This is a genomic window from Aeromonas sp. 603079, assembly GCF_049172135.1.
Classification (GTDB): domain Bacteria; phylum Pseudomonadota; class Gammaproteobacteria; order Enterobacterales; family Aeromonadaceae; genus Aeromonas; species Aeromonas veronii.
Genome location: NZ_JAAKPX010000010.1, coordinates 1 through 21,859, shown reverse-complemented (window position 1 = coordinate 21,859; position 21,859 = coordinate 1). Strand labels below are relative to the sequence as shown.

At 61.7% G+C, this 21,859-nt stretch carries 20 protein-coding genes; 10 read left to right on the top strand and 10 right to left on the bottom strand.

The window, feature by feature from the left end; all coding sequences use genetic code 11:
* The first annotated feature begins 67 nt into the window (after positions 1–67).
* Complete coding sequence (locus G5287_RS08975; protein ID WP_287975221.1) at positions 68–526, top strand: methylglyoxal synthase; 459 nt, start codon at positions 68–70, stop codon at positions 524–526.
* Positions 527–615: 89 nt separating this feature from the next.
* Here the strand turns inward: G5287_RS08975 and G5287_RS08970 are convergent, their stop codons facing one another.
* Together G5287_RS08970 and G5287_RS08965 are read right to left on the bottom strand one after the other, a co-directional pair.
* Positions 616–1,767 (bottom strand): iron-containing alcohol dehydrogenase, encoded by a 1,152-nt coding sequence (locus G5287_RS08970; protein WP_421172279.1) that lies wholly within the window; start codon positions 1,765–1,767, stop codon positions 616–618.
* Between the two features lie 143 nt (positions 1,768–1,910).
* Entirely contained in the window at positions 1,911–2,366 is a 456-nt protein-coding gene (locus tag G5287_RS08965) for a hypothetical protein (protein WP_150389782.1), read from the bottom strand.
* Between the two features lie 474 nt (positions 2,367–2,840).
* Between G5287_RS08965 and G5287_RS08960 the strand changes: the two genes are divergently transcribed.
* Entirely contained in the window at positions 2,841–4,313 is a 1,473-nt protein-coding gene (locus tag G5287_RS08960) for a C69 family dipeptidase (protein WP_421231185.1), read from the top strand.
* Between the two features lie 61 nt (positions 4,314–4,374).
* On the opposite strand, the gene G5287_RS08955 is transcribed toward G5287_RS08960, so the two are convergent.
* Genes G5287_RS08955 through G5287_RS08945 form a run of 3 tightly spaced genes read right to left on the bottom strand, consistent with a single transcriptional unit; the run spans position 4,375 to position 5,977 of the window.
* On the bottom strand, positions 4,375–5,121 hold the full coding sequence (locus G5287_RS08955; RefSeq protein WP_100644974.1) for an SDR family oxidoreductase: 747 nt from the start codon (positions 5,119–5,121) through the stop codon (positions 4,375–4,377).
* A gap of 57 nt (positions 5,122–5,178) precedes the next feature.
* Complete coding sequence (locus G5287_RS08950; protein WP_100644972.1) at positions 5,179–5,424, bottom strand: DUF3624 domain-containing protein; 246 nt, start codon at positions 5,422–5,424, stop codon at positions 5,179–5,181.
* A 31-nt stretch (positions 5,425–5,455) separates the two neighbouring features.
* A complete protein-coding gene (locus G5287_RS08945) occupies positions 5,456–5,977 on the bottom strand; it encodes a GNAT family N-acetyltransferase (protein ID WP_021231662.1) in 522 nt (173 codons plus the stop codon).
* Positions 5,978–6,163: 186 nt separating this feature from the next.
* Between G5287_RS08945 and G5287_RS08940 the strand changes: the two genes are divergently transcribed.
* Positions 6,164–7,603: a RimK family protein gene (locus G5287_RS08940; RefSeq protein ID WP_421231184.1), complete on the top strand. Its 1,440-nt coding sequence runs from the start codon at positions 6,164–6,166 to the stop codon at positions 7,601–7,603.
* A gap of 84 nt (positions 7,604–7,687) precedes the next feature.
* Here G5287_RS08940 and G5287_RS08935 read toward each other — a convergent pair whose 3' ends face one another.
* Complete coding sequence (locus G5287_RS08935) at positions 7,688–9,316, bottom strand: alpha-amylase family glycosyl hydrolase (RefSeq protein WP_421172283.1); 1,629 nt, start codon at positions 9,314–9,316, stop codon at positions 7,688–7,690.
* Positions 9,317–9,425: 109 nt separating this feature from the next.
* Entirely contained in the window at positions 9,426–11,393 is a 1,968-nt protein-coding gene (locus G5287_RS08930; protein WP_421231183.1) for a TonB-dependent copper receptor, read from the bottom strand.
* Between G5287_RS08930 and G5287_RS08925 the strand changes: the two genes are divergently transcribed.
* Positions 11,382–11,642 (top strand): hypothetical protein, encoded by a 261-nt coding sequence (locus tag G5287_RS08925; RefSeq protein ID WP_421231182.1) that lies wholly within the window; start codon positions 11,382–11,384, stop codon positions 11,640–11,642. The two genes, G5287_RS08930 and G5287_RS08925, sit on opposite strands and share 12 nt — an antisense overlap.
* On the opposite strand, the gene G5287_RS08920 is transcribed toward G5287_RS08925, so the two are convergent.
* Positions 11,639–11,896, bottom strand: coding sequence for a DUF2442 domain-containing protein (locus tag G5287_RS08920; protein WP_005335997.1), 258 nt, complete (start codon positions 11,894–11,896; stop codon positions 11,639–11,641). The two genes, G5287_RS08925 and G5287_RS08920, sit on opposite strands and share 4 nt — an antisense overlap.
* Positions 11,897–12,155: 259 nt before the next feature.
* On the opposite strand from G5287_RS08920, the gene G5287_RS08915 reads away from it, so the two are divergent.
* Positions 12,156–14,120 carry an LTA synthase family protein gene (locus G5287_RS08915; RefSeq protein ID WP_421231181.1) on the top strand — a complete coding sequence of 655 codons (1,965 nt, stop codon included), beginning with the start codon at positions 12,156–12,158 and terminating at the stop codon, positions 14,118–14,120.
* A gap of 90 nt (positions 14,121–14,210) precedes the next feature.
* On the opposite strand, the gene G5287_RS08910 is transcribed toward G5287_RS08915, so the two are convergent.
* Complete coding sequence (locus G5287_RS08910; RefSeq protein WP_005336001.1) at positions 14,211–14,681, bottom strand: Lrp/AsnC family transcriptional regulator; 471 nt, start codon at positions 14,679–14,681, stop codon at positions 14,211–14,213.
* 143 nt (positions 14,682–14,824) lie between these two features.
* Here G5287_RS08910 and G5287_RS08905 point away from each other — a divergent pair, with 143 nt between their 5' ends.
* Complete coding sequence (locus G5287_RS08905) at positions 14,825–15,343, top strand: cyclin-dependent kinase inhibitor 3 family protein (RefSeq protein WP_421231180.1); 519 nt, start codon at positions 14,825–14,827, stop codon at positions 15,341–15,343.
* Here the strand turns inward: G5287_RS08905 and metA are convergent, their stop codons facing one another.
* Complete coding sequence (metA, locus tag G5287_RS08900) at positions 15,344–16,291, bottom strand: homoserine O-acetyltransferase MetA (protein ID WP_042053667.1); 948 nt, start codon at positions 16,289–16,291, stop codon at positions 15,344–15,346.
* 144 nt (positions 16,292–16,435) lie between these two features.
* Between metA and G5287_RS08895 the strand changes: the two genes are divergently transcribed.
* The 4 genes from G5287_RS08895 to yidA all read left to right on the top strand — a co-directional run bounded on the left by G5287_RS08895 (position 16,436) and on the right by yidA (position 21,743).
* Positions 16,436–17,674 (top strand): HD-GYP domain-containing protein, encoded by a 1,239-nt coding sequence (locus G5287_RS08895; RefSeq protein WP_421231179.1) that lies wholly within the window; start codon positions 16,436–16,438, stop codon positions 17,672–17,674.
* A gap of 53 nt (positions 17,675–17,727) precedes the next feature.
* Positions 17,728–18,879, top strand: coding sequence for a competence/damage-inducible protein A (locus G5287_RS08890; protein ID WP_421231178.1), 1,152 nt, complete (start codon positions 17,728–17,730; stop codon positions 18,877–18,879).
* A 285-nt stretch (positions 18,880–19,164) separates the two neighbouring features.
* Complete coding sequence (locus G5287_RS08885; protein WP_421231177.1) at positions 19,165–20,832, top strand: FapA family protein; 1,668 nt, start codon at positions 19,165–19,167, stop codon at positions 20,830–20,832.
* Positions 20,833–20,933: 101 nt separating this feature from the next.
* On the top strand, positions 20,934–21,743 hold the full coding sequence (gene yidA / locus G5287_RS08880) for a sugar-phosphatase (protein WP_005363212.1): 810 nt from the start codon (positions 20,934–20,936) through the stop codon (positions 21,741–21,743).
* Positions 21,744–21,859: the final 116 nt, after the last annotated feature.

The following is a 21,859-nucleotide window of genomic DNA, read 5'->3' as shown; positions in this document are numbered from 1 at the left end:
AGGCAACGGGCGCCGCTTTCGATTAGGATACGGCTCTATTCAAACAACACTGCTACGGATGATGTCCATGGAACAGATCGCCCGTGAGATGGCGGCCCACAAGCGAGTGGCGCTGGTGGCTCACGACAACATGAAGACCCCCCTGCTGAACTGGGTGATGCGGCGCAAGGAGGAGCTCAAACTCCACCACCTCTACGCCACCGGCACCACCGGTACCATGCTCGGCAAGAAGGCGCAACTGCCCATCACCTGCCTCTTCTCCGGCCCCATGGGGGGCGACCAGCAGCTCGGCGCCCTGATTGCCGAAGGGAAGATTGACGTGCTGATCTTCTTCTGGGATCCCCTCAATGCGGTGCCCCACGATCCGGACGTGAAGGCACTGCTGCGCCTCGCGGCAGTCTGGAACATCCCGGTCGCCACCAACGAGGCGACCGCCGACTTCATCATGGACAGCCCCCATATGCGCCAGGCCTTCAGCGTGCAGATCCCGGATTACGCCGGTTATCTCAAGGCGCGCACCGAGTGATCGGCTAACCCGTGATGCAAGAGGGCCGCAACAAGCGGCCCTCTTTAATTGGGAAAATGAATCAGCCAGGGACACAAACCGGCGCCGGCTTATAGCGCGCGGGCGAGGATCCGCGCCACCTGATCCGGGTCGATATCCTGCTGCTCCCCGAGTCCGGTGCGCCCCACCCGCTTGAGGTTGGAGCAGACCGCCGGAATGCAGCTTTCGCTGAGGCCATAGTCGGCAAGCCGGGTCCCCAGTCCCATCTTCTGGAAGAACTGTTCGGTGCGGATGATCGCCTCCTCGATGCGCAGGGCCTTGTCCTCGCGGGTCGAATGCCACACCCGCTCGGCAAACTGGGCCAGCTTGTCCTGCTTCTGGCTCGCCCGCTCACGGAGCAGCGAAGGGAGCACCACGGCCAGACTCTGGCCGTGGTCGAGCCCGTAAAGTGCCGTCAGCTGATGACCGATGGCGTGAGAGGCCCAATCCTGCGGCACCCCGCAGCCGATAAGACCGTTGAGCGCCAGACTGGCGGCCCACATCAGATTGGCCCGCACCTGATAGTTGGTCGGCTCCGCCAGCGCCTTGGGGCCATTCTCCACCAGCACCTGCAGCAGGCCTTCTGCCAGCCGATCCTGTACCTCGCCTCCCACCGGAAAGGTGAGGTACTGCTCGGCAATATGGACGAAGGCATCCACCACTCCGTTACCGGTCTGGCGCGGCGGCAGGCTGTAGGTGGTGGTCGGGTCGAGCACCGCAAATTGCGGCTGCACCAGCGGGCTTCTGAAGGAGATCTTCACATCCCCGCGGCTCACCACCGAGGTGGGATTGCTCTCGGAGCCGGTGGCTGGCAGGGTCAGCACACAGCCCATCGGCAGCGCCTTGTGCACACTTGCCTGTTTACCGCAGATATCCCAGGGATTATCCCCCTCGTAGCAGGCGGCCGCCGCAACAAACTTGGTGCCATCCACTACCGAGCCGCCGCCGACGGCTAGCAAGAAGTCGATGCGCTCGCGTTTAACCTGAGCCACCGCCTCCATCAACAGCTCGTATCTGGGATTGGCGCCGATGCCGGAAAACTCCTGCCACGTCACCCCCTCCAGCGCCCGGGTCAACTGCTCATAGACGCCGTTTTGCTTGATGCTGCCTCCGCCGTAGAGCACCAGTAGCCGGCTGCCGGGTGGGATCAGTTCGGGCAGGCTGGCGATCTGCCCCTCGCCGAAACAGATACGGGTCGGATTGGCATATTGGAAGTTGTACACGGCGGACTCCTCGACTGGCTCAATGCGCGGACATTGTGCGCCTGTGGGGAGGTGAGGTCAAAAGAGGTGGCAGAAGCTTGCCCATCGGCGGTCGACACTGGCCCATCGGTGCCGACCGGGTAGATCTCAGAACAACGGCAGGATCAGGCAGTTTTGGCCTCATCTTTGGATGAGCTCTTCTTGCCGGTCAGGCGATCCATCGCCTCCTTGAGCATCGCCTCTCGCTGCTCGTTGAGCGGCTTGCTCTGCTCCGCCCGCTCTTCCGGCGTCAGCTTCTTGTTATCGGCGATGGTCTTGAGCTTATCTTCGATCTCGTTGAACTTCTTGCGATCGAAACCAAGCGCCTTGTCCACCAACTGCTGCACCACGCCCCCCTTGTCGGAGCTCATATCCAGCGCCGGCGGCAGCTTGTTGTTCTTGGCCAGATGTTCGTAGGTCAGCACCTGCTGGGCCTGACCGGTCATCCGTTGGGTGGAGAGGCTGACCATCTCCTCCCAGCCACCACCCTGACCGCCGCTACTGGCACTGTTGAGGGTGGCGAGGGCGCGGTTGTTGGATGCGCTTTGGGCAAGCTGCTGGCTGTAGGGTTTGATATCCATGGGGGCTCCAATTCAGTGCGCATCTGCGGCAATGGGCACAGGCTGATCCGGTCACATGGGGCGTCAGGCCCCACCATTATCAATTAAACCAGCAAGTTACAGGCCAACTTGTCAGATGGTGCAAGATCCCGCGCTATGGCGGATCTCAGCACGCCCCCCACGCAAGGCTGACGTCAGAATCATGACTCATCTGCTGTCGGCTCACGCTGTTTTGGCACATTTCGCCGTCCGCGCACCACGACGCCAGAGAAAAGTCAGGAACCGCAGCTCGATCACAAAATAAACAACCACTCGGGAATACAATTTTGGCGCACATCACAACCAGCCAGCCGTGTCATGGATGATCTGTTCGAAAAACCAATAACAGGCAGACCAATCTGTCGTGCTCACTCCGCTGCCAGTTCGGAGTTGCAGCCTCCCCACACCTCATCCCCTCGTCTGACTCTCACTCACCGCAACCCTTCGGGTACACCTATGAAAAAACACACCTTGAGTCTTCTCTCCGCCACCCTGCTCACCCTGCTTGGCACCAGTGCCGACGCCTGTACCGGCCTCATCGTCGGCAAGGGAGCCAGCTTGGACGGCAGCGTAATGATCGCCAGAAACGAGGATTTTGGCGTCAACAACTGGAACAAGTACCTCGCCTTCCGGCCCGCGCAGCAGAACGAGGGCAAACTCTGGAAACTGGGCAACGGGCTGGAAGTGCCGATGCCCAAAGCATTTTTCGCCTACTCCGCCATCCACGACTGGGATGCCACAACCAGCGATCCGGCAGGCAAATATTATGAGGAGCGTGGCATCAACGAGTTCAACGTCGCCATCTCGGCCACCACCAGTGCCGAGGTCAACGACAAGGCCCAAAAAGCCGATCCGCTGATCGAGAAGGGAGTGATTGAAGCCATCATCCCCACCCTGATCCTGCCGCAGGCCAAGACGGCCAAAGAGGGGGTCGAGCTGCTCGGCCGCTATGTGGAGCAATATGGCGCCGGTGAGGGCAACAGCCTCTATCTGGCGGATGTGAACGAGGCCTGGCTGATGGAGATCGGCTCCGGCCACCACTGGATCGCGGTGCGGGTGCCGGACGACAGCTACGCCATGATGGCCAACGGCCTGCGCATCCACGGCGTCAATCTCGACAGCGCCGATGTGCTGCACTCGCCCAAGCTGCTGGAGTTCGTGCGCGAGCACAAACTGCTGGATAACGCCGACCCGAAAGAGTTCAACTTCGCCAAGGCGTTCGGAGTGATTGCCGATCCCTACAACGTGGATCGGGAGTGGCTCGGCCAGAACATGCTGACGGCCTCCCACAAACAAGCGACCCGGCAGGCGCAATATCCACTGTTTATGAAGCCGGATGCCCCCATCGCCGTGCCGGACGTAGCCAGGGTGCTGAGCGCCACCTATGACGGTACGCCGCTCGAGGACAAGGCGGAGCGGCCGATCCGCGTCGATCGCCAGCTGGAATCCCACGTCATCCAGCTGCGCAAGGAGATGCCCAAAGAGCTGCAGGGACTGATCTGGCAGAGCTACGGCGTGCTGGCCGAATCTGTGATGGTGCCGCTCTACAACACCCTGGAAAACTATCCCCTGCCCTATCGCACCGGCAGCGACAGCTACTCCGACGATTCCGCCTACTGGCAGTTCCGCAGCCTGACCGCGCTGGCCAGCGCCGATCCGGACAAGTACCTGCCGCTGCTGCGCGGCGTCTGGAGCAATGAGAGCAACAAGCTCTATAAGGAGGTCGCCATCCTCGACAAGAGCCTCAAGCAGGCCTACGCCAGCGACAAGGCTACCGCCATCGGGCTGGCTGCCGACTACTCCTATGGCCAGTTGGAGCAGACCTATCAGATGGCCAAAACGCTGCGCTACAAGCTGATGACGGATCTGACCAAGCGCACCGAGAAGAAGTATTCGCCGGAGGAGTTCAAGAAGATCATGAGCCTGTAATCGGCTCGCCAACGCAAAGAGGCTCCCAAGGGAGCCTCTTTTGTATCAGCCAATCCAGCGATCAGCGACGGCTGATATTGAGCGGGCCGAAGGTCTGCGCCACCGGCATGATCTCGATGCTGTTGATGTTGACGTGGGCCGGCTGCTGGCTCACCCAGAGCACGGTATTGGCGATATCTTCCGGCTGGATCGCCTCCACCCCCTGATAGACGGAGGCCGCCTTGGCATCGTCACCGTGGAAGCGCACGTTGGAGAACTCGGTGCCGCCGCACAGGCCCGGCTCCACGTTGGTGACGCGGATGGCGGTACCCGCCAGATCGGCGCGCAGGTTGAGGCTGAACTGCTTCACGAACGCCTTGGTGGCGCCGTAGACGTTGCCGCCCGGATAGGGGTAGGTGCCGGCAATCGAACCGATGTTGATGACGTGGCCGCGATTGCGCGCCACCATGCCCGGCAGCTGCAATCGGGTGAGCAGGGTCAGACCGCTGATGTTGGTGGCGATCATCTGCTCCCAATCTTCCAGATCCGCCTTGTGGGCCGGCTCCAGCCCCAGCGCCAGACCGGCGTTGTTGACCAGCAGATCCACCTCGCTCCACTCGGCTGGCAGCCCGTCGATGGCAGCGCGAGTGGCCGCCTTGTCCTGCACGTCGAACGCCAGCGGCAGGAACTGCGCGCCCAGCTCGTCAGCCAGCGCAGCGAGCCGCTCTGCGCGGCGACCGGTACCGATCACCTTGTAGCCCGCCTGCACCAGCTGGCGGCTGATGGACTCACCAAAACCGGACGAGGCGCCCGTTACCATTGCTATCATCTGAACCTCCATTATCTCAACCGATATTGTTATTTATGTTGTTGAAACCAATCTGATTTATTCATCGCTCAATTCACGTCCGGTCGCCTTGCGCCAGACAAATACCGCCAGATGGAGCAGCAAGAGGGCCGAGCCACCCAGCGCAAACAGCAAGCCGGTGAGGGCGTTGACCGAGGTGTCGGCGCCACACCACCACCAGACCAGCCAGCCGACCATGCCGATGGCAAAGGTCTGGCCGGCGCAGACCGGGCAGCGCCCCAGCTTGGCCCTGATGGCGGTGGCAAGGCAGTTGTCGCAGCTCATCCTGCTCCTCGATTCTGCTCGTTCAACATGATCAGTTGGCCTGTGAAGAGGGCTTGCGAGCCTGAGTGCGAGCCACTCTACGCCGCTCACGCTCCTCGTCGCTCACCAGCGGCAGCACCAGCCGGTGGGCGTGCTGGTCGCGGCCATAGTAGTCCGCCAGCCGCTGCTGGGGACGAAATCCCAATCCCTGATAGAGCGCCAGCGCCTCTTCGTTGGCGTCCCCCACTTCGAGGCGAATCGCCCCCCAGCCAGCGGCCTTGCCCTCGCGGATCACCTGCTCCAGCAGGCGCCGCGCCCAGCCCAGACGACGCACCGTCCAGCGGATAGCCAGCGCCTGAATGACCAGCCGATCCCAGCCTCTGTGCTCCAGCAGGCAGAGATAGCCCATCAGCTGATGTTTCTCGTCCAGCAGTAACAGGGTGCGCCCCTTGGCGTGGGCCAGCAGATAGTGCCAGCGGCTGCGGCCAAAGGCGACTTCGGGGGGAAAACAGTAGCGTTCCAGATTAACGATGGCGCCCAGATCATCGGTTCGGGCCGCACGTACGGTCAACACGGGGAGTCCTTATTCGGTTATTTATCCTCAGCACCAAAAATGCGACTTGTATCACAAGTTACCAAGGCGTCATATTAGGCACTGTAACCTCTTGTTTCCCCTCGCGCCATTGTCGTGCTTGTCGGTGCATCGAAGCCCACTGGGGATCCTGCCTGTTCAGGCAGTCTGATCTGTGGAGCCGAAAATATGAGTACCTATGTCATCGTCGAAGAGCTGGGCGACTGGCCTTGCCATGCCGATTATCTGCTGACCGCCCGCACCTATCTGCAACATGGCGTGCCGACCACCGGCGGCCGACCCCGCATCATCAACCTCTGCCGCAATCTGGAGCACCTGAGCGCAGGCTACTACTGCTCGCTGCTGGCCCAGGCCCGCGGCCACCACTGCCTGCCGGGTCTGCAGGCCATCAGCCGACTGCAACCCCAGCAGCCACCGGCCAAGCTGTGGCGCAAGGCACAGGGGTGGCTGGCCCAGCAGAGCGAGGATCGGATTAGAGTGCGCGCCATCTTCGGCCAGTGTGAACAGAGCGAGCTGGCGGGACTGGCCCGCTACTACTATGGCCTGAGCCAGTTGCCGCTGCAGGAGCTGACCCTCAAGCGCGGTCGCCACGGCTGGTCGGTACGCCAGCAGCAGAGCCTGTCGCCGCTGGAGCTGAGCCAGAGCGAGAAAGAGTTGATGCTGCACCACGCTCAGGCACTGGTGGGCACCGGTGACGAGGAGCAGGCGGCGCCGCTCTATCAGCTCGCCATTCTGGTCGACCCCAACGACGGCCGTGCCAGCAGTGATGGGCTGGCGCTGGAGCGCTTTATCCGGGCTGCCGCCGCCCAGGGCATACGGGCCGAGATCCTGCCACCGTCAGCCATAGAGCGGCTGCCGGAGTTCGACACCCTCTGGCTGCGGGCCGAAACCGCGGTCGGCCACTACACCTTCGAATTTGCCCACCGTGCCGAGCAGCTCAAGATGCCGGTGATCGACAGCTCCCGCGCCATCTTGGCCTGCAGCAACAAGCTCTACCTCTACGAGCTGATGGTGCGCAGCGGCGTGCCCATGCCGCCCACCATGGTGGTGACCCGCCGCGGCCGCCACCATGTGGACGAGCTGGTGCAACGGCTCGGCCTGCCGCTGATGGTGAAGGTGCCCGACGGGGCACAGGGGCGCGATCTCGCCATGGCCAGCGACGAGCAACAGCTGGCCCGCCTGCTGGACGAGGGGCTGGGCCGCTCAGCCCTGCTCTTGGTGCAGAGCCGGATCCCCGCCGAGTTCGACTGGCGCATCGGCTTTCTCGACGGCTCGCCGCTGTTCGCCTGCCGCCGCTACCGGCCCGAACCCGGCAACCGCATCCGCCGCCGCAAGCACCCCCTCGACATGAGCCGAATCGAGGCGCTGCCGCTCAACGAGGTGCCGGAGCAGGTACTGCAGACCGCCCGCCGCGCAGTGCATCAGCTCGGCAATGGCCTCTACGGGCTCGACTTGCGCCAGCAAGGGCGTGACTGCGTGCTGCTGGAGATCGTCGACAACCCCTGGATCCGCGGCGATATCGAAGACAAGGAGGCGCAGGATCTCTACGAGCGACTGGCCCGCGCCTTCCGCCAGCGGCTGGAAAACCGGGGCCAGACCACCGCATAATCCCGCCATGACTTTGTCGCCTACAATGACAGAGAGGGCCCCGTAATGGGGCCCTCTCTCATATCAAAGCGTGCTATGGCTGACTTATTGCAGACGCAGGAAACGCCCGCTCAAGGGCGGTATCTCCACCGTCACGCTGCTGCCGCCGATGGCCAGACTCTCGCCGCTTTGCAGATCCACCAGCGCACTGCCGCTGCGCAACTTGCCCGCCGGCAGGTTGTAGCTGAGCGCCGTGGTGGAGAGGTTGAGCAGGTAGACTATCTGTTCCCCCGCCGTCTGCTTGATGTCACCATAGAGACTGCCCTCGGCCACCAGTTTGACTCGCTCCCCCTGATAGAGGGCGGGGTGGGCGGCACGCATTGCCAGCAGCTGGGCCAGCCACTCTTTCAGCTCGGCCTGTTCGCTACCCGGCACAAAGCCGGTGACAGCGGGCACCTTGCCATCGCTGCGGGCCACATGATCGTCGCACAAACCCTGCGCTGCGCAGTCACCACCAACCTTGGCGGCAAAGCCCGGCACCTCGTCGCCAAACTCCTCGCCATAGTAGAAGGTAATCGGGCCGGAGCGAGCCGCCATAAAGCTGAAGGCCGCCTTGTGGCGCTGCCAGTACTCGGTCAACTTGAAGTTGCCGCGCTCCAGCAGATCACCAAAACGCACCAGATCGTGGTTGCCCAGCATCAGGTTCGGCATGGCATGATTCGGGTAGTTCTCCACCTTGTTCCAGCTGGCATCGAGCACGCTGGCCCCCTGCCCGCCCTTGCCGGACTCCTCCACCGCCAGCGCCTGCACGATGCCGTAGCGCAACGGGAAGTCAAAGGCCGAGGAGAGCGCCGGATTGTCGCTGCTGCCGTAAGCCTGGGCGCGAATGTCGTCAGCCCCCTTCCACACCTCGCCCACCATGTAGCCAAGGGTGCCCCACTGCTGCCCTGCCGCCTTGCGCGTTGCGCTGGCCTGCTCCACCTCGCTGCGAATTGCGCGCCAATCATCCAGCCCAAGCTGATAGGCCTGATCGAGGCGCCAGCCGTCGATACCGTACTGCTCGACCCAATAGCGGGCCACCTCCTTGAAGTAGGCGAGGCTCTCCGGCTTGCTGTAATCCACCAGCTGGCCGGGATAACCCGCACCGCCGCTGGTGAGGGCTGGCAGACGCCCCTCTGGCGAGGGCTTGCTCACCCCCACCTTGTTGACGTGGCCAAACACCCCGTCGAGGAAGACATAGAGGCCGCGCTGGTGCGCCCCATCCACCAACTGTTTGAGCTTGGCATTGCTGCCGAAGTTGGGGTCTACGTTGAAGAAGTCGCAGGCGAAGTAGCCGGTGGCATCGAGCTTGTTATCGCCGCCTTGCCCCGCGCAGGAGTCGAACACCGGGGTGAGCCAGATAGCGTTGACGTTGAGACTCTTGATGTGGTCGAGACTATCGATGATCCCCTGCAGATCGCCGTTGTGCTGGGAGGGGCCATAGCCGACGCCGTAGTTGGCGCTGCCGTCACCATCGGCAAACGACTCCACCATCACCTGATAGATGCGCAGGTTGCAGGCGGGTTGATCGTCGCCATAGCAGGCACGACTGGCCGTCGCGACCGGAGGGTGGGTGACCGGCGGATTGACGACGGGGGGAGAGCTCTCCCCGCCTGAACTACCGCTGCCGCCGCAAGCCGCAAGTAACAGGGCGGCCCCGAGCAGGCCGCCATAGCGTAACGTTCCCTGTTTCATTGTTATATTCCCGCTGTGAGAGCAGGCGTCTGATACGCCTGTTTTCCACCATGATAGCGAGGCTCACACAGCGGTGTCTGTGACTGAAAACGTTATCTGACTCAACTGGTTAAAGCACCCCCGCCGAGGCAAACCGGTAGTTGAACGAGAGCCAGTACGAGCGACCCGGCTCGGGGATACGGCCGCTCTGCTCGTAGCCCAGCCCTGCCTGACTGGCATGTACCGACTTGGAGAGGTGCTCGTAGTAGAAGGTGTCGAACAGGTTGTCCGCCCCGGCCGAGAGCTGCCACCCCTTGGCAAACTGCCAGGCGCCGCTCAGGTTCATGGTGAAGAAGCCCGGAGTCTCCCCCTGATCCTGACCCGCAACGGTGCCGGAACCGACGTCCACCCGATCCTGCGCCGCCACCGCGCGTCCCAGCAGGGTGAAGTTCAGCGCCTCGTCAGGCTGCCAGCCCAACGCCAGCTTGCCATCAAGCGGCGGCATCTGGGCCAGCGGCTTGTTGTCGCTCTGGTTTTCGCCGTAGACCACCGCCATACCACCATCGAGACGCCACTGCTCGGAAAACTGCCAGCGTCCCTCCAGCTCGCCACCCCGGGTCTGGGCATCGATATTGCGCACCTTGTTCGACTTGCTGTTGTAGAGCAGGTAGTCCTTGATGTCGGCGCTAAAGAGGGAGAGGGTCAGATCCAGCTCGCGGCTGCGCAAAGCCAGACCCGCATCCCACTGGCGGCTGCGCTCCGGGTTGAGGGTGAACGGGGTGCTGTCCTTGCTGCGCTCCCAGTAGTCCGGCGCACGCTCTGCCTGCCCCCAGGCCAGATAGCTGGACCAGCGTGGCGACCACTGATATTCGTAGCGGCCAAACCCGCTGTTAAGACTCAGGGTATCGCTGTAGAGGGTCTGTTCACCGGCGCCATAGCGGGTGGTCTCTACCCTATCCTGACGGTAACCGCCCTTGTAGCTGTGAGCCCCCTGCTGACGACCCAGTTCGGCGAAGCCGCCCTGCTGCTCGAAACGCAGGGTGCGCTGGCGATCCTTGGTGGCATAGTCGACCCCACTCCGACTGCGGTGCTGATCCCGGTTGCTGTCGAGCCCGGCGGTCAGCAGCCAGTCTGCTGGCAAGGCGATGTCGTTGGCCCAGCGACCGCCGGTGTTGCGGCGATCCGGGTTGGAGAGCATCTTCATGCCACTGTTTTGCCGCAGGCTGAAGTTGTCCATGATGTGGTCTATATAGTTGTCCCACAGGGTCAGCTCGCTGCGCTGCCAGTGAGTGGTGATCTGCTCCTGCTTGAGCTTCAGCCCGAAGGATTCGCGATCAAACATGGGGCCATCCATGGTGCGGTCCGCATAGGCGGCGCGGGCGTTGCTGCGCTCGGCGGTGAGTTCCAGCCAGGTGTGCTCCCCCGGCGTCCAGCCCAGCTGGGCGGTGCCGTTCTCGCGGCGATAGAAGGAGCGCACCTTGTTGCCATGGCCATCGCGGTAATCGTCGCTATCGGAGTGGGTGAACTGACCGCGCAGATAGCCGTCGGTCGAGCCTGCCGTCATGTCGACCATCTGATCATCGCGGCCGAAGCTGCCAAAGAGGGCCGAGGCATCGGCCTTGAGGCCCGGTGCGGTGAACTCGGGTCTGTCCCGCTCGAACAGCACGGTTCCCGCCAGCGTAGCCCCTTGCTCGAGGGATTGCGGCCCCTTCAGCACCCTGATCCGGTCAAAGGATTGGGGGAACACATAGGCGGTGGGCGGGTCCATCCGGCCACCACACCCACCGGCCAGCATGCCGCCATCCATCTGCACGTTGAGGCGGGACATCCCCATCCCCCGCAGTACAGGGTCGCCACCGAGCCCCCCTTTGCGCACCATGCTCATGCCGGTGACATTCTTCAGATAACCGGCGCCGTCGGCAGCGGGCATGGGGGAACCGGGCTTCTTGGGATCCAGCGTCACTTCAAGTGTGCTGGCGGGGCGGGTTGCCACCACCACCATGGGATCCAGCTGTTGAACCGATTCCTGACCGGCAGCGCCGTGACAGGCGAGCCCGCCCACCAGCAGGGCAAGAGGTGTGCGCATATGACAAGCCATACATTTTCCTTATGTATTTGTTTATTTTGTTATTTTCATTCAACCGACCAAACCTTTCAGCAAGGGGAATGTTTGCCATCAGGCCGCAAAAAAGGCCTGCGGCGCGAAAGCGGCAAGCCTCTGTCAGGTGAAGCGAAGGCAAGTTGGCAAAATGTTGCGCAGGTTTTACCCAAGTTGGCTCAGAAAGGCAAACGGGCAAACATTCCAGTAACAGGAATCTGGCGTTGGCTCACAAAAAATGGGGATTAGCTGAAGGCTTCCCGCTCATCGATGGGAGAGATGAGGTGATAGACCTCATGGGCGGATAGCGTGCAGCCAACAGGCCACTCCAGCTGGTGGTGACGGTTGATGAAGACCCGGGCGCAGTGACGCTCGCTCTCCAGCTTTGCAAACAGCGGCTGGGTTCGCCAGGGGGTCAGATCCAGCACACCCGTGGTGCCATCCGATAACACCAGAAACAGGCGCCATCCCCGCACATACTCGACATCGATAAAGACCGGCATCCCTTCGGCTCCGATTGAGATAATTCGCGGCAATTATAAACACCAGCGCTCCATCCATACACGCTGTGGCTCACATTTTACCCAGCAGATTATGCTGTGCTCATTAGTGGCGCGACATCACATTTTTAGATGATAAATGTGTTAATGCCGACTTTTAACAAACTTGAATGCAACCTTAACCAATTCGATCTGTCATAACCTCACAACAACTAAAAAAACGTCTGTGGACAGACGTTTACAGTCTCATTCAGGAACAAACATGACAGATCTAAAACAGCGACTCGGCCCGTTCTGGCCCTTCGCCGTCTTCTGCGCGCTCGCGCTTTTTTCTCTCTCTTTCAGCCGAATCGCCCTCGGTCTCTGGCAACTGGAACGGGTGGATGCCGTGGCCGGTTGGCAGGAGATGCTGCTGCAAGGGATCCGGGTCGACTTTGCGACCCTCTGCTGGGTCTGGGGTGTCCCCGCCATGCTCACTCTGCTGCTGGCAGGCCCCCATGCCATCGGCCGGGGCTGGCTGCAACTGATGCGCGTCTGGCTGACCGTCGGACTCTGGCTGATGCTGTTCCTCGAGATCTCCACCCCCTCGTTTGTCACCGAATATGGCGTGCGTCCCAACCGTCTCTATGTGGAGTACCTCATCTATCCGAAAGAGGTGTTCGCCATGCTGTGGGCGGGGCGCAAAGCCGAGCTGCTGCTGGCGTTACTCTTCAGTGGCGCCGTGCTGACCGGCGGTTGGTGGCTGAGCGGCCGTCTGGTGCATGGCCTCAGCTTCCCCCGCTGGTATCTGCGTCCGGCCTTCGCCCTGCTCATTCTGGCCATAGGTTTTCTCGGTGCCCGCTCCAGTCTCGGCCACCGCGCCCTGAACCCGGCCATGGTCGCCTTTGCCGAGGATCCGCTGGTCAACTCGCTCACCGTCAATTCCGCCTACTCCCTCTTCTTTGCCATCAAACAGATGGGCGCCGAGGAGGATGCCGGCCAGTTTTACGGCGAGATGACCCCTCAGAAGGTGCTCGAGGTCATGCGCAAGGAGAGTGGCCGTCCGGCCAGTGATTTCAACTCCGATCTGCTGCCCAGCCAGACCTTCAACGAGGCGAGCTTCCAGGGTAAACCGAAGAATCTGGTGATCCTGCTGCAGGAGAGTCTGGGTGCCCAGTTTGTCGGTTCCCTCGGCGGCCTGCCGCTTACCCCCAACATCGACGCCCTGTCGCAGCAGGGCTGGGCCTTCGAGCAGCTCTACGCCACCGGCACCCGCTCGGTGCGCGGTATCGAGGCGGTACTGACCGGCTTCACGCCGACCCCGGCACAGGCGGTGGTCAAACTCGGCAAGAGCCAGACCAACTTCTTCACCATCGCGGATCTGCTCAAACAGCGGGGTTATGACACCAGCTTTATTTATGGCGGCGAGAGTCACTTCGACAACATGCGCAGCTTCTTCCTCGGCAACGGCTTCACCACCATCGTCGAGCAGAAGGATTTCGACAATCCGGTGTTCAAGGGCTCATGGGGCGCCTCCGACGAGGATCTGATGGCCAAGGCCGACGAGACCTTCAAGGCGCTGCACAAGGAGGGCAAGCCCTTCTTCAGTCTGGTGTTCAGCTCCAGCAATCACGATCCGTTTGAATTCCCGGACAACCGCATCGAACTCTTCGAGCAACCCAAGCAGACCCGCAACAACGCGGCCAAGTATGCGGATTACGCCATCGGCGAGTTCTTCAAGAGGGCGAAACAGTCCGAATACTGGAAGGATACCCTGTTCCTGGTCATCGCCGACCACGACAGCCGGGTCGGTGGCGCCAGTCTGGTGCCCATCCCCCGCTTCCATATTCCGGGGGTTATCGTGGGCGACGGCATAGTGCCGAGAAAGGATCCGCGCGTCGTCAGCCAGATCGACATGGCGCCGACCCTGCTCTCCCTGATGGGGATCAGTGCCGACTACCCCATGCTCGGCAAGGATCTGACGCGCATGCCCACCGACTGGCCGGGGCGCGCCATCATGCAGTACGACAAGAACTTCGCCCTGATGCGCGGCAAGGATGTGGTGATCCTGCAACCGGAGCGGGCGGCAGAGGGCTATGTCTACGACAATGCCAGCGAGAAGCTGACACTGGCGGCGCAGCCGGACGCTTTGAAAGAGGATGCCCTTGGTCTTGCCCTGTGGGGCAGCATGGCCTATCAGAAGAGTCTCTATCAGACGGCCAAGGATGAACGCACCGCCGCCAATTGAGCCAACCGTGCTGATTCAGCCGATAGCAGACTAGAAAAAACCGCCAGCTGGCGGTTTTTTCATCTCCCCATATTGTCGGCCCACTGGCCGCTATGGCTGGGGAAAGCAGGGCAGGGAGCGGCTGAACTTGTGCTCGAACACCAGCGAAGTTTCGAGGTGCACCACCTCCTCGCGGGAGGTGAAGTGATCGAAGACAAAGTTGCGCAGGTGCTCGGTATCGGAGACACAGAGGTGCACCAGAAAATCATCCTTGCCGCCCATGTGGAACAGACTGATCACTTCGGGCAGCGCCAGAATGGCATCGCGGAAGGCATCGATGATCTGACGGCTGTGGCGGGCCAGCTGCAGGGAGACCATGGCCTGAATGTGACCACCGAGGGCCTGATAATCCACTTCGCAGTGCGCTCCCTTGAGCACGCCATCCTGCTGCAGCTTGCGCACCCGCTCCAGACAGGTGGAGGGGGCAACGCCCACCAGCGCGGCCAGATCCTTGTTGGTCATGCCCGCATCCCGAAACAGATGGGCCAGGATATCCAAATCCAGTTGATCCAGGTTTCTCATCTTAACTCCTTGAACCGCTCAATTTTTTAGACTCTGCCCGTAAACCGGGGCAAACACAACGGCCATTGACATCCCTCCGGCCCCGCCTATCCTTGGCGCCATTCACCGACCGCAGACCTGCGGCCACTACGCGAGGATCCGCCATGCACCCGTTTCACCCCTTCTGGAGCCTTGAGGTTCCCCGTGTCGATGGCCAGTTACTGCTGACTCCCTGCCCCGGCACCCAGCAGGTGCCGCTGACCCTGGCGCTCGATCAACTGCGGTTGGCCGGTGCCCACGGGGTGGTGACCCTGATGACGAGCGCCGAGCTGACCCGACTCGAACTGGCGCCGCTCGGCCAGCAGGTCGAGCACGAAGGGATGCGCTGGTTCCATCTGCCCATCGAGGATGATCTGGCCCCCGACACCGCCTTCGAGGCCGCCTGGCAACAGGCACTGCCGCAGCTGCGCGAGCTGCTGGGGGATGGCAAGCATCTGGTCATCCATTGCAAAGGGGGCAGCGGTCGTACCGGGCTGGTCGCCGCCGCGCTGCTGATGACCCTCGGCCAGCCACAGCAAGAGGCGATGACCGCCATCAAGGCCCACAGACCCAATGCATTTACCCTGGCCTGCCACCGCCAGTGGCTCGACCAGCTGGCCGAGCGGCTGGCGCAGGGCGACTGACTACTTGCCTCCCTGGTCGTAGGTAAAGACCTTGCCGATATCTTCCACCCGATAGCTGGTGAGCTGATAAACGTAGTAGTTGAGCCAGTTGGCAAACAGCAGATGACCGTGGCTGCGCCAGCTGGCGCGCGGCGTCCGGCTCGGATCGTTATTCGGGTAGTAGTTGACCGGAATGGCTGGGTCGAGCCCCGCCGCCAGATCCCGCTGATACTCCCCGTCCAGCGTCAGGGCATCGTACTCCGGGTGCCCGGTGACAAACACCTGACGACAATCCTTGGTCGCCGCCAGATAGACCCCCGCCTCTTCTGACTCGGCAAAAATCTGCAAGTCGGTCTGGGCGCGGATCAGATCGCCATCAAATGCCGCATAGCGGGAGTGGGGCGCCACAAACTCGTCATCAAAACCGCGCAGCAGCGGCTCGTGCTCATCGAGGCGATGGTGGCGATAAACCCCGGAGAGCTTCTCGCCGTGGGTCTGCTTCTCCATACCATACAAGGCTTTCAGCGCCGCCTGCACCGCCCAGCAGAGGAACAGGGTGGAGGTGACATGCTGATGGGACCACTCGATGATCTCGACGATGCGCGGCCAGTAGACCACCTCTTCGAACTCCACCAGCCCGAGCGGCGCCCCTGTGATGATCATGCCGTCGTAGTTGTTGCCACGCACCTGCTCGAAGTCGTGATAGAAGTTCTCCAGATGGGCCTGCGGCGTGTTCTTTGACTCCCTGTCATCGATGCGCAGCAGATCCACATCCACCTGCAGCGGCGAGTTGGAGAGCATCCGCATCAGCTGGATCTCGGTCTCAATCTTCTTTGGCATCAGGTTGAGGATGAGCACCCGCAGCGGGCGGATGTTCTGGGTGACGGCCCGGGATTCCGTCATCACGAAGATGTTCTCCTGCCCCAGCACTTCGGCGGCGGGCAACTGATCCGGGATCTTGATCGGCATGCTTACTCCCTGTACTGCATCGGTAAATATGTCTGGACATCCAGAAGCCTATAATAAAGCTCCAGCCCTGTCATCAGATACCTTTTGTATTCACCCCCGCCTTTGACTAGCATACGGCTCAGTGTGTCTCCTGCTTCCAAGATAATGACCGGTATCAAGATTTCCGTAGATCGACTGCAAGTCGGCAACTATGTATCCCTGCCACTGGGGTGGCGCGAACACCCGTTCCTGTTTTCCAGCTTCAAGATCAAAAGTGAAGAAGAGATCGAGCTGATCCGCCGTCTCGGCCTGAAACTGGTCACCATCATTCCCGACAAGAGCGACGTTCCGCCCAAGCCCCTCAATCAGGTACAGCCTCAACCACAAGAGAGCGCAGACGCCGCCCAGCGCCAGGCTCAGATGCAGCAGGAGAAGGACCGCCGCATCGAGCAGTTGCAGCAGTATCGTCGCAACCTGCAGCAGTGCGAGAAACAGTTTCAGCAGTCGCTGGCCCAGGTGCGCAGCGTGATGAGCAAGATCCAGTCCCGCCCCCTCAATGCCATCGGCGAGGCGCAGGAGCTGGTCAACGCCATGACAGAACAGCTGCTCTCGGTGGACGAGATGGTGCTGCACCTGGTCTCCGACAGCGAGGATGGCAACAACCTCTACTTCCACTCCCTCAACGTCAGCGTGCTCAGCATGCTGCTGGCCAAGGAGTGCAACATGTCGGCCGACCAGATCCGCCATATCGGTATGGGGGCCCTGTTCCACGACATCGGCAAACTGAAGATCCCGAGCCAGATCCTGCGCAAGACCGAGCCGCTCACCAGGCCGGAGCAGAACCTGATGGCCCAGCACCCGCGCTACGGACTGGATCTGCTCAATCTGGCCAAGGATTTCCCGTCGGAAGCGAAGGGGATAGTGCTGCACCACCACGAATATCTGGATGGCAGCGGGCCGGAAGGGCTCAAGGGCGGCCAGCTCGATCCGCTGACCCAGATGGTGTCGCTGATCAACGAGTACGATAACCTCTGCCACATGCAGGCCAAGGTGCCCTACTCGGCCCTGAGCGGCCTCTACAAGCAGCGCAAGGCGCAGTTCAATCCGGAGTACCTCAGCATGCTGATCCGGTTGATGGGGATCTATCCCCCCGGCAGCGTGGTGCAACTCTCCAACGGTCAGGTGGGGCTGGTGATGTCGGTCAACGCTTCCCGCCTGCTATACCCCTCGGTGCTGGTCTACGATCCGCGCATTCCCCGTCAGGAAGCGGCCATCATCGACCTGCAGCAGGCCGAACTGTCGATCGCCAAGGTGATCCACCCCAAACGGCTGCCGCCCGCCGTGTTCGAGTACCTCAATCCGCGTACCCGGATCAGCTACTACTTCGAGCACAACAAAGCCTGATTGTGTTGGCCCAAGGCCAACCGTTGCCACCCGTTTAATCCAAGGAGCCTGCCATGCGTATCGAGATCATCAGTACCGGAGACGAGATAGTGACGGGTCTGGTGGTGGATACCAACGCGGCCTGGCTCAGCGCTCTGCTGCTGGAGCAGGGCTGGCAGGTGCGCCGTCGCCTGACGGTAGGGGACAACCTCGCCGACCTGAAAACGGTGCTGCAAGAGAGTGCCCGCCGCGCCGAGGTGGTGTTGGTGTGTGGCGGGCTCGGGCCCACCGCCGACGACCTCACCGCTCAGGCGGCAGCCGAGGCCTTTGACCAACCGCTCACCCTCTTCCCCGACTGGCTCGCTACCATCGAAGCGCGCTACGCCAGCCGTGGCCGCCCCATGGCACAAAGCAATGCCAAACAGGCCTGGCTGCCACAGGGGTGCGAGATCCTCGACAACCCGGTCGGCACCGCCTGCGGCTTTGTGGTGCGAAGTGGCCAGAGTCAGCTCTTCTTCACCCCGGGAGTGCCGTTCGAGTTCAAACAGATGGTGCGTGAGCAAATTCTGCCGCGCCTCAAACAGCTGGCCGGTGCGCAGATCGATACCGAGCTGCGTCGCTTTTACACCTTCGGCATCTCGGAGTCGGCGCTCAGCGATATGCTGGATGCCGAACCCTGGCCAGCCGGCATCGAGCTGGGTTACCGCTCCTCCATGCCCCTTATCGAGCTGAAACTGATCGGCCACGGCGCCAGTGCCGCTGATATGGAGAGTGCCGAGCGCCGACTGCTGGATACGGTCCGCCCCTGGCTGGCTGGCTGCGGAGATACGGAACCGGCGCAGCAGATCCTCGCGCTGCTGCAAGGCAGGCCGCTGTCTCTGCTGGAGGGAGAGAGTGGCGGCGCCCTGCTGGCGCTTTGTCACGGCCATTCCCGGCTGGAGGCCAACTTCAGTACACAACTGGCCGATGAGCTGGCGCAGCTACCGACGACCGATGCGGGCCTGCAACTGACCATAGGGCGAGAGGGGCCAGAGGGAGTGCCACTGCTGCTCAGCGCCGATGGCATGCACATCGGTCAGACAGTCAAGGTCAGCCACCCCGACCCGGAGAGCCGCCGCAAGATCCTCGCCTTTGCCGCCCTCGACATGCTGCGCCGCCACCTGTTGGACGAGCCGGTACTCGGCAAGTACCTCACGCTGGACAGAACGACACAACGCGGCGGTTAACCACAATCCCTCACCCGGCCCGTGCAGGCCATGCCGCTGGCTGATATATCCGGTCACTCTCCGGCATCCCTCTTGGCGTCATCACCGAACAGAACGCCATTTATACGACCACGATTTATCCGTCTCTTGTCACCGATCCGACCTCAATTCATTGACCATTCAGAAGAAATATCTGAATACTGCCCACTCTCAGGGTTGGCGACTCGCTTTATTCATCACAGAGAGATTAAATGACAGTAGAGGGGAAAACCGAGCGCCCCTCTCCCCACCAGGCAAGGAGATGCGGTGTTAAGCAAAGAGTGGCTGCTGCTATCAAGCGATATGGAACTGGTCTGCCTGCGGATTGCCGCCGGTCTCACCAAACCTGTCACGGAACAGGATGTGCAGGCTCTGCTGCTCGCTTCCAACTGTCGCCGCTATCAGCCGCTGCCCGAGGGGATCAAACAGGCCATCAGCCTGCTCAATACCCTGCTCACCAACCCTGCCGCCCCCGTCCCCGCCAACCCCATCCCCATCGGCAAGCGTCAGGATGCCCGACTCGCCGTAATAGTGGAGAAGGATCGCATGAGCGCCATCGCCCAGATCACTGCCGACTGGGGGGGCAAGTATGTGACGCTGGAACAGCTGAAAGAGGCGATCGCCATCAGCGAAATCAAACAGGGGGTGAGTGAGCAACTGCTCACCGCCGCCATCCAGTCCGCCAGGGAGGCATCCCCCGGCACCCTGCTCAAGCTGGTCATCGCTCGTGGTCAACCTGCACAAAATGGTGAGGACACCCGTTACGAGCGGCTGGTGGAGACTCCGGCCGAACGGATCCTCAAACCACAGGAACTGGATCATGGCAAGGTCGACCTGCGGGATCTCGGCTCCATCGTCACCGTCAAAGCCGGGGCGCCTTTGATGCGACGTCATCCGGCCACCCAGGGAGTGCCCGGCTTTACCGTGACAGGCCAGGAGCTGCCCGCCAAGAATGGCAAGGACAGCCCGATGAGCGCTGGCGAGGGCACCTTTATCTCCCCCGACGATCCCGATCTGTTGATCGCCGGTCGGGCAGGCCTGCCCTGTCAGGAGAAAGCGGGCATGAAGGTGGATGAGGTGCTCACCGTCAAACAGGTAGATGTTCGTCACGGCCACATTACCTTTGAAGGGGGGTTGATCGTCAATGGCGACGTCAATCCGGGCATGAAGGTGCGGGTCAGCGGCGATATCGTCATCGGTGGATTTATTGAAGGGGGCGTGATCGAGGCCGGCGGCAGCATCACGGTTCGCCACGGCATCATTGGCCGCCGCAACGAGCAAGGGGAGTACCTTTGCCAACTCAATGCGCAGGGGGAGATCCACGCCAGCTACGCCCAGTATGCGCAACTTGAAGCTGGGGGCGACATCCAGATCCAGAGTCAGCTCAGCCACTGTTATAGCCGCAGCGGGCAGGATATCAAGGTGGGTGACAGCAGCATGCGCAAAGGCACCCTGCTGGGTGGCACCAGCATAGCCAACCGTCTCATCATGGCCCCCAGCCTGGGGGCCGAGGCCGCCAACCATACCCGGTTGCAGATCCTCGGTGGCTATTTCACCCACAAGGAGCAGGAGATCCAGCTGAAGGTTCGTCAGCAGGAGTGCCAGGCTCAACTCGACAAGATCAAGGCGCTGGTGATGAGGCTGCTGCAACTGCCCAGCGATAAACGCAATCCGGATACCCTGCGCAAGCTCAAACCGATCCGGGACCATCAGCTGGCCGAACTGGCCCAGCTCGATGAGCAGCTCACCGCCAACCAGGAGGAGCTGCGAAACTTGATGGCTCAGATGGAGGTCATTGCCACCCAGCACCTCTACTCCGGCATCGAGGTCGAGATGGCCAGCTTCAAACGCAAGGTTACCATTACCCGAGGCCCTACCCGCCTGACTATTCACGACGAGCAGCTGGAGATGACCCCTTACGAGGGGCACAGCTAGGTGAACCATCCGCATCGACCGTGATCCCGCCGTCGATTTTCGCTACACTCGCCACTTCCTTGGCCCCACCGGGTGGGCCAGCCAGACTCAGGTAGTGAGAGATGTACAAGCTGATCGCATTGGATATGGATGGCACCCTGCTCAACCCGCAGGGCCAGATTACTCCCCGCACCCACGCCGCCATCAGCGCCGCGCGCGCCAAAGGGGTAACCGTTGTGCTGGCCTCCGGCCGCCCGCTGGAAGGGATGAGCCGCTATCTGGAAGAGCTCGGCCTCACCACAGAGCATGACTACGTCATCTGCTACAACGGCGCCCTGGTGCAACAGGTGGCCGATCAGCGCATCATCCGCAGCCAGCTGCTGACCGGCAGTGACGCCAGCGCCGTCGCCAAACTGGCTGACGAGCTGGAGGTGAACGTCCACGGTTTCTCGGTGACCCAGGGCCTCATCAGTCCCCGTGTCAGTACCTACACCGAGCACGAATCCCGCCTGATCGGCATGCCGATCAATCTGATCGACTTCGCCACCCTGCCTGCCGACGAGCAGATCATGAAGGTGATGATGATCGACGAGCCGCCCCAGCTCTCCCGCGCCATCGAGCGACTGCCTGCAGAGCTCTATGAGCGCTATACCGTGGTACAGAGCGCCCCCTTCTTCCTCGAGTTCATGAACAAGCAGAGCAACAAGGGAACCGGCGTGGCCGCACTGGCCGAGCACCTTGGCCTGACCGCCGATCAGGTGATCTGCGTCGGGGATGCGGGCAACGATCGCCACATGATCGAATACGCAGGCCTCGGGGTTGCGATGGGCAATGCCACCGACGAGATCAAGGCTCTCGCCCAGCACACCACTGCCCGCAACGATGAAGATGGCGTAGCTCAGGTGATCGAACAGTTCGTACTGAACGCCTGACCGCAATCGAGCGCCGCTGCGTCCGATAAGGAAATAAAAGGCTATGTCCCAATTACGTGTTGCATGGGGCGCCCCAGGGCCTCATACAAACACACTTTGATATTTACGCCTTTTCC